The following is a 12,423-nucleotide window of genomic DNA, read 5'->3' as shown; positions in this document are numbered from 1 at the left end:
ACACCCGCATGCGTATGACGCGTTCTCCTCTTTTCCAGGCACTGGCTGCCGCCCACCTGCTGCTCGCCGCCGCCAGCGCGTCGGCAGTGGAGTTCGACCTTCCGGCCCAGCGCCTCGACGTGGCGCTCACCGATTTCGCTGAGCAGGCCAACGTGCGCCTGCTCTACGACGCCAGCCTGACCGAAGGCGACCGTCAGGCGCCGGCGCTGCAGGGTGACTATTCGGTTGCCGAAGGCCTGCAGCGGCTGTTGCAGGGCAGTGGCCTGAGCTACCTGATCGGCACCGACGGCACGGTCAGCCTGGTGCCGCTGAGCAGCGATGCCAGTTCGCTGCAGCTCGACGCCACCACCGTCAGCGGCCAGGCCGAAGGGCGCCTCGACCTGCCGGTGGAATACGCCGGTGGCCAGGTCGCCCGCGGTGCGCGCATCGGCATGCTGGGCAATCAGGATATGCAGGACGTGCCGTTCAGCGCCGCCAGCTATACCAACGAACTGATCGAGAACCGCCAGGCGCGCAGCCTCGGCGAGGTGCTGGCCAGCGACCCGGCGATTCGCCAGTCCAACGGTTTTGGTAATTTCTCCCAGGTATTCGTGGTGCGCGGCTTCCAGCTGTACACCGACGATATTGCTTTCAACGGCCTGTACGGCATTTTGCCGCGGCAGATCATCTCCACCGAAGCGGTCGAACGCGTTGAGGTTTTCAAGGGCGCCAACGCCTTTCTCAATGGTGTCGCGCCAGGTGGTAGCGGGGTGGGAGGGGCCATCAACGTGGTTTCCAAGCGCGCCGAGGACACGCCCAACCGCAGCATCACGCTCGATTACGCCAGCGACTCGCGCACCGGCGGCCATGTCGACCTCGGCCGCCGTTTCGGCGAAGACAACCGTTTCGGAGCCCGCGTCAATGTGGCCAAGCGCGACGGCGAAACGGCAATCGACGGTGAGCATTCGCACTTCAGCCTGGCCACCGTCGGCCTGGATTACCGTGGCGAGCGCCTTCGCCTGTCCACCGATTTCGGCTATCAGAAACAGCGCATCAACGAAGGCCGCTCGGTGGTCTACCTGACCCCCGCCGGGTTGGGCGGCAAGGTGCCCAAGGTGCCTGACTCCGACGCCAACTATTCGCAGCCCTGGAGCTGGTCACAACTGGAAGACACCTACGGCATGTTCAACGCCGAATACGACCTGAGTGAAAACTGGACGGCGTACCTGGCCGGTGGCGGCAAATACACCCGTGAGAACGGTGTGTATTCCTCGGTGTACGTGGCATCATCGGATGGTCGTGGGGAGGTAGGGCGGCTGTATTCGCCCCTCGATCAGGAAACCTTCAGCAGCGTGGCGGGCCTGCGTGGCAACCTGCAGACCGGTCCGGTGAGCCATCAGCTTAACGTTTCCATGAATGGGCTTTGGCAAGAGCGGCGCAACGCGTTCGAGTCGACCAGTGCAGCCAATCGGGTGCCGGGCAGCCTCTATGATCCGCAACCGGTGCGCGAACCGGTCGCCAGCGTCAGTGGCGATCTGCACGACCCGCGCAAGACCGCCAAGGTGATCACCCGCAGCGTGGCCGTTTCCGACACGCTGGGTTTTTTCGATGACCGGCTGCTGGTGACGCTTGGGCTGCGCCGCCAATCCATCGGCGCGGATGCCTGGAGCGCGGGCACCGGCGCTCGCACCGCCAACTACCAGGACAGCATCACCACGCCTGCTTACGGCCTGGTGTTCAAGGCGACCGATGTCGTGTCGCTGTATGCCAACCGCATCGAGTCCCTGCAGCAGGGGCCGACTGCGCCGGCTGCCGCCAGCAACCGCGGAACGATGTTCGCGCCCTATCGCACCAAGCAGATCGAGGCCGGCGTCAAACTGGACTGGGGCACCTTTGGCGGCAGCCTTGGCGTGTACCGGATCGAACAGCCGCAGGGCGTGACCCAGAACGGCACCTTCAGCGTGGACGCCCAACAGCGTAACCGCGGTGTGGAACTCAACCTGTTCGGCGAGCCACTTTCCGGGCTACGCGTGCTGGCGGGCGCGACGCTGATGGACACCGAACTCAGCGGTACGGCGAATGGCGCCAATGATGGTAACCGCGCCGTTGGCGTGCCCGAGTTTCAGTACAACGTGGGCGCTGACTGGGACGTGCCTGGCGTTGCCGGCCTGAGTTTCAACGGCCTGCTACTGCGTACCGGCGGGCAGTACTACGACACCGCCAACACCCTGAGCATTCCCGCCTGGACCCGCGTGGACCTGGGTGCCCGCTACGCCCTGAAACTGGATGAAGAGCGCCAGCTGACCTTGCGCGCCGGCCTCGAAAACGTTGCCGACAAGGCCTACTGGGCGTCCACCAATGGCGGTTATCTAACTCAGGGCGAGCCGCGTACGTTGAAGGTATCGGCCACCCTGGATTTCTGATCACGCCAACGCACCCGCGGCGCTTGGCGGGTAATGCTCCCGGGTGTCGCTGCGCTCGACCCAGGCTACTGGGTAGGGCGCCGGGCTCAATTGAAGCTGTACGACACGCCGACGAACGCCCCGAAACCTTCGCCCGGAGTCGAGCGGGCAACGTCGGCGCCGTTGTCGTCGTAGCCTGGCGTGACGGTGGCGGCGTAGCGTTTGTCGGTCAGGTTGCGCAGGTCCAGCCAGGTCTGCCAGTCGTCTTTCGGCGAGGCGTACCCAAGGGTCGCACCGAAGATCGCGTAGGCGTCGGCGTAGTAGGAATTGGCGTAGTCCACCGCGACCTTGGAGGCGTACTGGCTGTTGAGCCCGGCGTAGAAGCCGCTCGGGTGGTCGTAGCGCAGCTCGGCCTGGTAGTAATGGCGCGGCAGGCCCGGCAGGCGGTTGTCGCCGAAGGCATCGTCGTCGCGGTAGTGGAAGTCGCTGTACGTGTAAGCCTGGCGCAGGGCCAGGGCGCCGGCTGCGCCGCCGTTCCACAACGGGCTGTCGAGGCCGAGCTCGATGCCCTGGTGGATGGTCGGGCTGGCGTTGGATTCGGAGGGAGGGATCCCAGGAGTGATTTCCACCGTCAGCAGTTCATGGCGCACTACTGAGTAGTAGTAAGCGAGATCCCACTGGCCCAGCACGGAGTCGCCACGGCCGCCGATTTCAAAGGTCGTAGCCGTCTGGTTATCCAGCGAGATCGGCGCGCGCTGGCGAGCGCTGTAGGGCTGATTGCTGTTCGGGAAGCGCAACGGCGAACTCCAGAGCATCGACCAGGCATGGGGCGGCTCGACCGAGCGGCTGATATTGCCGTACAGCTGTACGTCCGGGTTGAGTTGGTAGCGCAGGCCGATGCGCGGCGCGTAATCCCAGGTGTGTTCGCTGAGCTTGTCGTCGGTGGCCGGCCAGGTCACCTGTACTTCACGGCGCGTGTAGATCAACGCCAGGCCGCTGGTCAGCCACAGATCGGGCGCCAGTTCGGTTTCGTTGCCGATATGCAGCACGTTGTCCGAACCCAGGTGCTCGTAGGCGCGCATCAGGGTGCCGGCCGGGTAAGTGGCTGTCGGGCCGCCGCTCGCGCCGACGGTTATTGGTAGCGCAGCATTTTCCCTGGACTTGCTGCTCGGCAGGTTGGTGGTGCTGCGAAAACCGAGGGTGGTGGTGCTGTCGAGGCCGAACAGGGTGTGACGACGAGTGTAGTTCAGGGTGCCGCTGACATCGCTGTAATCCACGCGCACCCGGTACGTGTTGCCGTTGGGCGAGCTGTTCTCGACGATATCCATCGGGTAGTGGTGGTAGGCCAGGCCCGCCACCAGCGTCGAATCGTCGTCGATTTGCCAGGTGGTCTTGTTGGCCAGCCAGGTGCTGCCGGGTTGATCGCGGTGCGCATCGATACGCAGGTTGTTGGCGGCTGCAGCCCTTGGGTCGTGCTTGATCTGCGCTTTGGTCAGGCGGCCCGGTACCTCGTGTTCGGTCTCCCGATAACGCAGGTAGAAGCGCGTCTCGAGGTTCTCGTTGAGGCGATAGCCGACGTTGGCCGCCACGCCCTGGCCTTTGCCCGAGGCGTGGTCCTGATAACCGTCGTAGCGGCTATCGGTGACATTGATGTAGTAATCGAAATCGCCCAGTACCTGGCCGGAGCTGATGCTGCGTTTCTGGTAGCCGTGGCTGCCCGCCTCGTAGCGCAGCTGTAGCGTGTCGGCATCGCGGCCGGTGCGGGTGATGTAGTCGACGGCGCCGCCCAGCGCCAGCGAGCCCTTGTCGAAGCCGTTGGCGCCGCGCAGCACTTCGGCGCGGCTCAGCCACAGCGGCTCCAGCAGCTCATAGGGCGTGCCGCCCGGGCCGGTCAACGGCAGACCGTCGAGCATGATGTGGTTGCCCGAGGCGTGGGAGCCGGTGCCGCGGTTGATGCCCGAGCCGCGGATGGCAATCTTGATGCCCTCGTTGCCGGGCGATTGCGCATACACGCCCGGCTGGTAGGCCAATACATCCTGATTGCCAGCCACGCGGCCTTCTTCGACGCGCTGCAGATCAACCAGGTTGGTGCCGCCCGGTACCCGCTTGAGCTGCTCCGCCGCCGCCTGCCGTTCGGTCAGCGGCTGGTCGGATACCCGTATGCCGTCCAGCTGCACGGCGCCCGGTGTGGTCTGGGCGTGGGCAACGGGAAGCGCCGCACAGGTCAGCAGGCTGGCTGCCAGCAGGTGGCGCGGGCGCAGGGCAAAGGGGGGCAGGGAACGCATTATCGGGAATCTCCATGGGAACAGCTGGCAGCGGTTGTAGCAGGCAGCGCCGGATAGGACGGCCGCCGCGCAGGATAAGCCACGTATTCCCTTCGTCCGATAGTCCGCACAGCGACCAGGCTCATGGAACTAAGTCAGAACGCCGCACGTGACGGCCTGTCGCGCGGCAACCCACCACGGCGGCAAGACGCGCGGTGGGGCGTAGTCTTCTGCAGAGCGGTTGATCCAGGTCAAGGCGGTGTTTGCCGGACCTGCTCGAGCCGTTGCAGACAACCAGAAGTCGGTCAACGACAAACCTGATGAGGACGCCTACATGTTCGGCCTAGAGGCTTTGGATCTTGCACGCATCCAGTTCGCCTTCACCATTTCCTTCCACATCATCTTCCCGGCCATCACCATCGGCCTGGCGAGTTACCTGGCGGTGCTCGAAGGCCTGTGGCTGAAGACCGGGCAAACGGTGTACCGCGACCTGTACCACTTCTGGGCGAAGATCTTCGCGGTCAACTTCGGCATGGGCGTGGTGTCCGGCCTGGTGATGGCCTACCAGTTCGGTACCAACTGGAGCGCCTTCTCGGATTTCGCCGGCTCGGTGACCGGGCCGCTGCTGGCTTACGAGGTGCTTACCGCGTTCTTCCTCGAAGCGGGCTTCCTTGGTGTCATGCTGTTCGGCTGGAACCGCGTCGGGCCGGGGCTGCACTTCTTCTCGACGATCATGGTGGCGGTTGGCACGCTGATCTCGACCTTCTGGATTCTCGCCTCCAACAGCTGGATGCAGACGCCCCAGGGCTTCGAGATCGTCGACGGTCGGGTGATCCCGGTGGACTGGTTCGCCGTGGTGTTCAACCCTTCGTTCCCGTACCGCCTGGCGCACATGGCCACCGCTGCCTTCCTCGCCACCGCGTTCTTCGTCGGCGCCTCGGCAGCCTGGCACCTGCTGCGTGGCCGCAACACCCCGGCGATGCGCAAGATGTTTTCCATGGCCCTGTGGATGGCCTTGCTGGTCGCGCCGGTGCAGGCGGTGATCGGCGACTTCCACGGCCTCAATACCCTGGAACACCAGCCTGCCAAGATCGCCGCCATCGAGGGCCACTGGGACAACAGCTCCGGCGAGCCGACGCCGCTGATTCTGTTCGGCTGGCCGGACATGGAGCGCGAGGAAACCCGCTTCAAGGTCGAGGTGCCGTACCTGGGCAGCCTGATTCTCACCCACAGCCTGGACAAGCAAGTGCCGGCGCTCAAGGAGTTCGCCAAGGAAGACCGGCCCAACTCGACCATCGTTTTCTGGTCGTTCCGGGTGATGGTCGCCATGGGCCTGCTGATGATCCTCACCGGCCTGTGGAGCCTGTGGCTGCGCTGGCGCGGCGGGCTCTTTGAGTCGCGGCCGTTCCTGTACTTCTGCCTGTGGATGGGGCCCTCCGGGCTGATCGCCATCCTCGCCGGCTGGTTCACCACGGAGATCGGCCGCCAGCCCTGGGTGGTGTACGGGATCATGCGCACCGCCGACGGTGTGTCGGCGCACAGCGCCGGGCAGCTGGGGCTGACCCTGGTGCTGTTTGTGGTCATCTACTTCGCGGTGTTCGGCGCCGGCATGAGCTACGTGATGCGCCTGGTGCGCAAAGGGCCGGTCACCGGTGAAGGTGACCATCAGGACGACGGCGGGCCGGGCACCCGGCATACGCCCGCGCGGCCGCTGTCTGCACCCAAGGAGGGGACGCACGACAGTGACCACGGTGGTGAAAACGCAGAAGGGAGGGCATGACCATGGGTATCGATCTCTCGATCATCTGGGCGGTGATCATCGTCTTCGGCGTGATGATGTACGTGATCATGGACGGCTTCGACCTGGGCATCGGCATTCTCTTCCCGTTCGTGCCGGACAAGGGCGAGCGCGACATCATGATGAACACCGTGGCGCCGGTCTGGGACGGCAACGAAACCTGGCTGGTGCTCGGCGGCGCCGGGCTGTTCGCAGCGTTCCCGCTGGCCTACTCGGTGGTGCTCAGTGCGCTGTACCTGCCGTTGATCTTCATGCTGCTGGGGCTGGTATTCCGCGGCGTGGCCTTCGAGTTCCGTTTCAAGGCCCGCGATCACAAGCGGCACATCTGGGACAAGGCCTTTATCGGCGGCTCGGTGGCGGCGACCTTCTTCCAGGGCGTGGCGCTCGGCGCCTTCATCGAAGGCATTCCGGTCGAGGGGCGGGCGTTTTCCGGTGGCTCGCTGGACTGGCTGGCGCCGTTCCCGCTGTTCAGCGGCCTGGGCTTGATCGCCGCTTACGCACTGCTCGGCTGCACCTGGTTGATCATGAAAACCGAAGGTCGCCTGCAGCAGCAGATGCACGACATGGCCCGCCCGCTGGCGCTGGCCCTGCTGGCGGTGATCGGCATCGTCAGCCTGTGGACGCCGCTGTCCCAGGCGAGCATCGCCGAGCGCTGGTTCACCCTGCCCAACCTGTTCTGGTTCGCCCCGGTGCCGCTGCTGGTGCTGGCGAGCTTCTTCTACCTGCTGCGCTCGGTGGCCAACTACGACAACAGCAAGCCCTTCGTGCTGACCCTGGCGCTGATCTTCCTCGGCTACAGCGGCCTGGGCATCAGCCTGTGGCCGAATATCGTGCCCGGCTCGCTGACCATCTGGCAGGCCGCCGCGCCGCCACAAAGCCAGGGCTTCGCGCTGGTCGGCGCACTGCTGATCATCCCGATCATCCTCGTCTACACCGCCTGGAGCTACTACGTGTTCCGCGGCAAGGTCACACCGGATCAGGGGTACCACTGATGCCAGGCAAACCCACCGAAAAGAAACCCCTCTGGCAACGCATCGCCTGGCTGGCCGGCATCTGGACGGTCAGCGTGCTGAGTTTGGGGCTGGTGTCGTACCTGCTGCGGCTGTTCATGAATGCGGCGGGGTTGAGTACGCCGTAGCAGCGCTGATCATTCCTAAGCAGAGCGTGGAATGTTCCGAACGTAGCAGGGCAAGACCTAGAGCGGGGGCACATGCCGTGCAGGCCCGTGTTCTGACTGGGTGCTCTGAGTGCGGTGGACAAGCTCCGCGTTGTCCGCCGTTGGACCTACGCATGTTCGGGCTATTCGCTGTTCATTAGCGCGGCGGGGCTGAGGGCGCCTTAGGCCAGCAGGCGCTCGCCAAGGCGGAGCCGTGAGCGAACTTCGCGCCTGTGTGCCGAACCGCGCACCAAGCTGGTGAGCAACGTGCATCTCGATCCGTGTTGGATACTGGCCAGGTGCCGCCTGGCAGCACCCTCGGAGCGTTTTCGGCGCGCTGGCATCGTTTCTGCATTGCGTCCTTCACGAAATATACGGGCAGGGTTCATCCTGCAGGGCAATGGCGCCTGATGCACTGCGGCTTTGATCGCGGTGCTTCAGGCGTTTTTTTTGCGGATATGGCCTGGACGGTAGCGCCTGAAGTTGCCATGCCTTGGCAACCGCTAAGCGAAATCATTTGCGGCGCTCGGCGGAGAATAAAATGATGAAGTGGCTTAGCTACCCCGTGCTGCTGGTGCTGCGCGAACTGGGCGTCGTTGGCATGCTGCGCATCTTGCTCGGCATCGCCCTGACGAGCACTGCCCTGACCCTGTGGGCGACCGCGCAACCGGCCTTGCTGGCCTGGGCGTTGTTGGCCTACCTCGCGATTTCCAGCCTATGGCTCCTGTGGCACGAGCTGCTGCTGTTGCAGGGCTATCACGAGTCGCATGCCGAGCAGGCGGGCCAGGAGCCCTTGGGCACCGACTGGACATTACTGCAGCCGATCGGTCGCAGCCTGCAGCAATGGCTGCACCATGAGCGCCGCCAGCAACAGCTTCTGCAGCAACGCCTGGACGAGATATCGCATTCCTCCCGAGAGCTTGAGCGTAGCGCCGTGCTGGTGACTCGCAACGCCGAGGATCAGAGCGACGCGGCGAGCATGGCGGCGGCCGCTGTCGAGCAATTGAATGCAAGCATCGTCCAGGTCGCGGCGTTGGCCGAGCAGTCGCGGCAGAGCAGTCTGGTGGCTAGCGGGCAACTGAGTGATGGCATTGCGCGGCTCGGCGAGCTGGTTCAGCAGGTCGCGGATATGAGCCAACAGGCGGAAACCACTAACGAGCTGATTCTGTTGCTCAACGCCAACTCGCATACCATCAATCAGATGTCTGGCACCATCCGGGGTATCGCCGACCAGACCAACCTGCTGGCGCTGAACGCAGCGATAGAGGCCGCGCGCGCCGGTGAAAGTGGTCGCGGCTTCACCGTCGTCGCCGACGAGGTCAGACGCTTGGCCCTGCACAGCCAGGAGTCGGCGGCAGAAATCAGCCGCAACATCGTCGCGGTGCAACAACACATACAAAGTGCCACGGTGAAGGTGGCCGGCCTTAGCGAGATGGCCCGATACAGCGCAAGCAGCTCAGAAACGGTGTGCTGCCTGCTCGAGCAGGTTCAGCAGTGCACCCGGCAACTGACCGAGCAAGTCGACCAGGTGGCCGTCAGCACCGAGCAGCAGGGCAAGGCGGTGGCGGAAATCGCCGAACTGTCCGACCGCGTGCGCCAGGGCAATGTCGATAACCTCAAAGCAGCCGACCAGGCGCGCGCCATCGCCCATCATCTGGCGAGTCTGACGGGGTAATGACTATGGATGCATGGTACGGCTTCGCCTCTGCCGCGTGCGTGCTGATCGCTCTGGCGCTGCTGATCTTCGTGTTGCATCACCGTCGGCTGCGACACAGGCAGGCGCACATTCGCTCCAATATTCGTCAGCTGGCCCTGTTGCGCGTCCTGATCGCCGGGCTCCAGCGCCATCGAGGCCTGAGCAACGGCGTGCTCTGTGGCGACGTCGGGCTGAGCCAGGAACTGGCCGCAACCCGGCAGTCGCTGGACGAGCATATGCGCACCGCCGCGGGCTTCAGTGGTAGCCACGGCGATGCCTGGAACGGCCTGATCGATCACTGGTCGCGCCTCCATGAAGGGCGCAGCACCGATGCAGCCAACAGCCTGGCACAGCATCACCTGATCATCCGCAACAGCATTTTTCTGATGGAAGACGTGGCCAGCGAAGTCGACCTCAGCGAAGGTCGTGCCGACTTCGGCTACCTGCCGTGCATCTGGCGCGAGGTGGTGCAGGCGGCCGAATGGGCTGGCCAGGCCCGGGCGCTGGGCACCGGAATAGCCGCTGCAGGCAAGAGCAGCGCCGAGCAGCGGATACGGCTACGTTTTCTCTACCAGAAGATCGAGCAATTGGCAGCTGACGCCTTCGTTACCCTGCAACCTCAGCGTGAGCTGTTCCGCCTGTCCCAGCGCCAGCAGGTGATCGATGCGTTTTTGCTGTGCATCGACCGGGAACTCCTCGGCCAGGAGCAACCCACCATCGTTGCAAAAGTTTACTTTCAGTACGCCACCCAAGCCATCGAGGAGCTGCTGGGCCTGGTCGATACGGCGTTGCAGCAACTGCAGCCTCAGGCTTGAACAGCGCTCGGTGGCGCCTTGCTAGCGAACCAGATCGCAATGCCCGCGAAGCAGCATGCTGCTGACATTCGCTGCTGCGTATCCGTTACTGCCTGACGACTCGTCAAGCCTAACCGCCAGTAGTTGATCCACCACGCCACTCGTTCCCATACTGCCCCGTCACCACCAGCCAAGGGGGCCTCATGTTGGATCGTTATTGCCCCGGCACCGCCAGCCAGTGACCTAGCGTCTTCTGATAGGCGCCGGTGGCCTTGCTCAAGTGCAGCCACTGATCGACGTAGCTTTTCCAGGTCATGTCGTCGCGGGGCAGCAGGTAGGCTTTCTCGCCGTATTGCATATAGTCCGTCGGGTTGACGGCACACAGGCCGGGCATGCGTTTCTGCTGATACAGGGCTTCGGACGAGTCGGTGATCATCACATCGGCGCGCTTATCCAGTAGCTCCTGGAAGATGGTCTTGTTGTCATGGAAGTTCAGCTGAGCTTTCGGCAGGTGGGCTCGCGCAAAGGCCTCGTTGGTGCCGCCGGCCGGTTCGATCAAACGCACCGAAGGCTGGTTGATCTGCTCGATGGTCTGGTAGCGCGAAACGTCTTCACAGCGCACCAGCGGAATCTTGCCGTCGACATCCAGGGTGCTGCTGAAAAAGGCCTTCTTCTGGCGCTCCAGCGTCACCGAAATGCCGCCCATGCCGATATCGCACTTACCCGCCACCATATCCGGCATCAGGGTTTTCCAGGTGGTCGGTACCCACTGCACCTTCACCCCAAGGCTCTGTGCGAGCGATTGGGCCATCTCGATATCGATGCCTTCGTACCCGCCGTCCTGACGCAGGAAGGTGTAGGGCTTGTAATCACCAGTGGTGCACACCGCCAGCTGTCCCTTCTCCAGCACCTTGTCCAGGTGTGATGGCGTTTCCTGAGCCTGGGCAAAACCCGACAGGCCGATAAGCAGGGTGGTGATGGCGCTGATTTTTAGATTTTTCATGGTGGATGAGGCTCGCGGTTGAGGGCGGGGTAAAGCGAGCGGACAAGGTAAGGACAAGAGCATGGCTGGAGCAAGGCCCAGAGAAGGGGGCGTGTTCTGCATCAGGTGCTCTGAAAAAGGCGGACAAGCTTCGCGTTGTCCACCAATCCGGCATCCATCAGGCGCTTGCGGGGGTGTCCTCGAGGAGGGGGAACCAGCCCTTTGCCATCTGGATGACGCCCCACAGCTTGTCAGGGATCAACAGGTTCGGCACGAGCTTGGGGTCGAGCTCGGTGGCAATCTCGGCTGCTTTGCCTTGGCCTGCGAGTTCCACCCAAGTTGGGTTTATCACCAGGCCCTGGCCGACGGCGACCAGTGACAGGCCGGCGTTCAGCGCTTGCTCTGCGTCCTCGGGCGTGCGGATAAGGCCCGCAGCAATCAGCGGCAGGCGCTCACCGACATACTCGGCAAGCAGCTCGGCGGTCGTGCGCTCATGGCCTATCGGGCGAGCATGCGGGATGTTGAAGAGCGAGGCATGGAGGTAATCGATACCAGCCTCAATCAGTCGGTCTATCAGCACGAAGCTGTCGTCGATGCGCAGCCCGCCTTCTTCCGATTCTTCCGGCGATATGCGGTAGCCCAGCAGGAACGGCTGCTTGGCGTGCTCGGCGATGACGCGCTGCACTTCCTGCACCACGGCCAAGGGGAAACGCATGCGGTTTTCAAGCGAGCCACCCCACTGATCGTCGCGCTGGTTGTACAGGGGCGAGAAGAAGTTCTGGATGAGGAAACCATGCGCGCCATGCAGCTCGATGCCGTCGAAACCGGCCTCGATGGCGCGGCGAGCGGTTTCACCGAAGGCTTTGATGATCGTCTCGACTTCTGTTTCGCTCAGTGCATCGCTGGTCACTTCGGCGTTGTTGAATGGGCTCGGTGGCACCTTGAGTGCGCTGGCGCTGACTACGCGGCCATCGGGTACCAGGTACGGCAAGGCTTTGTTGCCGGCATGGAATATCTGCAGGATCGCCGGCGCACCACCGCTCTTGGCTGCCTCGGCGAGGCTGCGCAGGCTGGGGGTAAAGCTGTCGTCGTAGCTGGCAAACTCGTCGGTGAAGCCGATGCCGTCTGGCGTTACGTGGGTGCAGCCGGTAATCACCAGGCCAACGCCGTTGACGCGAGCGCGGTAGTAGGCGAGCTCTTGTGCGGAGAGGGTGCCGTCGGGGTTTGCCGACCATGTGGTCATCGGTGCCATGACGACGCGGTTGCGCAAGGTCAGGCCATTGTTGAAAGTCAGAGGCTGGAACAGCCTCGATTCGCTAGACGTCATAGCACTGCATCTCCGTGAGCTGAAT

9 protein-coding genes are annotated in these 12,423 nt (G+C 63.7%); 6 read left to right on the top strand and 3 right to left on the bottom strand.

Annotation, left to right across the window (positions count from 1 at the left end; translation table 11 throughout):
• The first annotated feature begins 8 nt into the window (after positions 1-8).
• Positions 9-2,402: a TonB-dependent siderophore receptor gene (locus ACZ0AV_RS11265; RefSeq protein ID WP_499151092.1), complete on the top strand. Its 2,394-nt coding sequence runs from the start codon at positions 9-11 to the stop codon at positions 2,400-2,402.
• An 86-nt stretch (positions 2,403-2,488) separates the two neighbouring features.
• Here the strand turns inward: ACZ0AV_RS11265 and ACZ0AV_RS11260 are convergent, their stop codons facing one another.
• Complete coding sequence (locus ACZ0AV_RS11260) at positions 2,489-4,666, bottom strand: TonB-dependent receptor family protein (RefSeq protein ID WP_499151091.1); 2,178 nt, start codon at positions 4,664-4,666, stop codon at positions 2,489-2,491.
• 313 nt (positions 4,667-4,979) lie between these two features.
• Here ACZ0AV_RS11260 and ACZ0AV_RS11255 point away from each other — a divergent pair, with 313 nt between their 5' ends.
• The 5 genes from ACZ0AV_RS11255 (at position 4,980) to ACZ0AV_RS11235 (ending at position 10,110) form a co-directional block, all read left to right on the top strand.
• Complete coding sequence (locus ACZ0AV_RS11255; protein ID WP_499151090.1) at positions 4,980-6,425, top strand: cytochrome ubiquinol oxidase subunit I; 1,446 nt, start codon at positions 4,980-4,982, stop codon at positions 6,423-6,425.
• 2 nt (positions 6,426-6,427) lie between these two features.
• The gene (gene cydB, locus ACZ0AV_RS11250; RefSeq protein ID WP_070880112.1) at positions 6,428-7,435 is read left to right on the top strand and encodes a cytochrome d ubiquinol oxidase subunit II; all 1,008 of its coding nucleotides are present in this window, start codon (positions 6,428-6,430) and stop codon (positions 7,433-7,435) included.
• Positions 7,432-7,581 carry a DUF2474 domain-containing protein gene (locus ACZ0AV_RS11245; RefSeq protein WP_499153347.1) on the top strand — a complete coding sequence of 50 codons (150 nt, stop codon included), beginning with the start codon at positions 7,432-7,434 and terminating at the stop codon, positions 7,579-7,581. Before cydB ends, ACZ0AV_RS11245 begins: the two co-directional genes overlap by 4 nt.
• 559 nt (positions 7,582-8,140) lie before the next feature.
• On the top strand, positions 8,141-9,274 hold the full coding sequence (locus tag ACZ0AV_RS11240) for a methyl-accepting chemotaxis protein (protein ID WP_499151089.1): 1,134 nt from the start codon (positions 8,141-8,143) through the stop codon (positions 9,272-9,274).
• The gene (locus ACZ0AV_RS11235) at positions 9,274-10,110 is read left to right on the top strand and encodes a nitrate- and nitrite sensing domain-containing protein (protein ID WP_499151088.1); all 837 of its coding nucleotides are present in this window, start codon (positions 9,274-9,276) and stop codon (positions 10,108-10,110) included. The genes ACZ0AV_RS11240 and ACZ0AV_RS11235 overlap by 1 nt, the downstream gene beginning before the upstream one ends.
• A 193-nt stretch (positions 10,111-10,303) precedes the next feature.
• On the opposite strand, the gene ACZ0AV_RS11230 is transcribed toward ACZ0AV_RS11235, so the two are convergent.
• Both ACZ0AV_RS11230 and ACZ0AV_RS11225 read right to left on the bottom strand, forming a co-directional pair.
• Positions 10,304-11,092, bottom strand: a complete 789-nt coding sequence (locus ACZ0AV_RS11230; protein WP_499151087.1) for a transporter substrate-binding domain-containing protein — start codon at positions 11,090-11,092, stop codon at positions 10,304-10,306.
• 157 nt (positions 11,093-11,249) lie between these two features.
• The gene (locus ACZ0AV_RS11225) at positions 11,250-12,398 is read right to left on the bottom strand and encodes an NADH-dependent flavin oxidoreductase (RefSeq protein WP_499151086.1); all 1,149 of its coding nucleotides are present in this window, start codon (positions 12,396-12,398) and stop codon (positions 11,250-11,252) included.
• Positions 12,399-12,423: the final 25 nt, after the last annotated feature.

Source organism: Pseudomonas sp. AC532, from assembly GCF_979258965.1.
The sequence above is the reverse complement of the archived record's forward strand: the minus strand, read 5'-3'. Positions and strand labels throughout refer to the sequence as shown.